The organism is Furfurilactobacillus curtus (genome assembly GCF_054657915.1).
This window is the reverse complement of sequence record NZ_BAAHXU010000006.1, coordinates 1-1,535: the sequence shown is the minus strand read 5'-3', so window position 1 is coordinate 1,535 and position 1,535 is coordinate 1. Positions and strand designations below refer to the sequence as shown.

The following is a 1,535-nucleotide window of genomic DNA, read 5'->3' as shown; positions in this document are numbered from 1 at the left end:
CCTACCCTCGCAGGGAGCGATCCCCCAACTACTCTTGGCGCGACGAAGCTTAACTTCCGTGTTCGGCATGGGAACGGGTGTATCCTTCGTGCCATCATCACCACACTCTGAGGGTTACCCACTCAAAACTGAATCTGATTCTTTTTATCTTAACCGGACCACCACTTCGTGGTTAAGTCCTCGACCGATTAGTACTAGTCCGCTCCATGTGTCGCCACACTTCCACTTCTAGCCTATCTACCTCATCATCTCTGAGGGGTCTTACTTCCATATAGGAATGGGAAATCTCATCTCGAGGCGAGTTTCACACTTAGATGCTTTCAGCGTTTATCTCATCCATACATAGCTACCCAGCGATGCGCCTGGCGGCACAACTGGTACACCAGCGGTATGTCCATCCCGGTCCTCTCGTACTAAGGACAGCTCCTCTCAAATTTCCTGCGCCCGCGACGGATAGGGACCGAACTGTCTCACGACGTTCTGAACCCAGCTCGCGTACCGCTTTAATGGGCGAACAGCCCAACCCTTGGGACCGACTACAGCCCCAGGATGCGATGAGCCGACATCGAGGTGCCAAACCTCCCCGTCGATGTGGACTCTTGGGGGAGATGAGCCTGTTATCCCCAGGGTAGCTTTTATCCGTTGAGCGATGGCCCTTCCATACGGTACCACCGGATCACTAAGCCCGACTTTCGTCCCTGCTCGACCTGTCTGTCTCACAGTCAAGCTCCCTTGTGCCTTTACACTCTACAAATGATTTCCAACCATTTTGAGGGAACCTTTGGGCGCCTCCGTTACCTTTTAGGAGGCGACCGCCCCAGTCAAACTGCCTACCTGACACTGTCTCCCGCCACGCTAAGTGGCGCGGGTTAGAGTGGCCGTATAACAAGGGTAGTATCCCACCAACGCCTCCTTCGAGACTAGCGTCCCGAGCTCTACGGCTCCTACCTATCCTGTACAAGTTATACAGACACCCAATATCAAGCTACAGTAAAGCTCCATGGGGTCTTTCCGTCCTGTCGCGGGTAACCCGCATCTTCACGGGTAATATAATTTCACCGAGTCTCTCGTTGAGACAGTGCCCAGATCGTTACGCCTTTCATGCGGGTCGGAACTTACCCGACAAGGAATTTCGCTACCTTAGGACCGTTATAGTTACGGCCGCCGTTCACTGGGGCTTCAATTCTGAGCTTCGCTTACGCTAACCCATCCTTTTAACCTTCCAGCACTGGGCAGGCGTCAGCCCCTATACGTCATCTTACGATTTTGCAGAAACCTGTGTTTTTGATAAACAGTCGCCTGGGCCTTTTCACTGCGGCTGCACGTTAGTGCAGCACCCCTTATTCCGAAGTTACGGGGTCATTTTGCCGAGTTCCTTAACGAGAGTTCGCTCGCTCACCTGAGGATACTCTCCTCGACTACCTGTGTCGGTTTGCGGTACGGGTAATTAAACGCTCACTAGAAGCTTTTCTCGGCAGCGTGACATCAACGACTTCCCTACTAAATTCGGTCCTCATCACAGCTTGGTGTTAAGC

General features: G+C 52.9%; 2 rRNA genes. Both read right to left on the bottom strand.

Annotation, left to right across the window (positions count from 1 at the left end):
* Positions 1–105: ribosomal RNA gene (gene rrf / locus ACYQ0Y_RS10255) — 5S ribosomal RNA — on the bottom strand; the annotation flags it as partial.
* A gap of 63 nt (positions 106–168) precedes the next feature.
* Positions 169–1,535, bottom strand: a 23S ribosomal RNA gene (locus ACYQ0Y_RS10250); the annotation flags it as partial.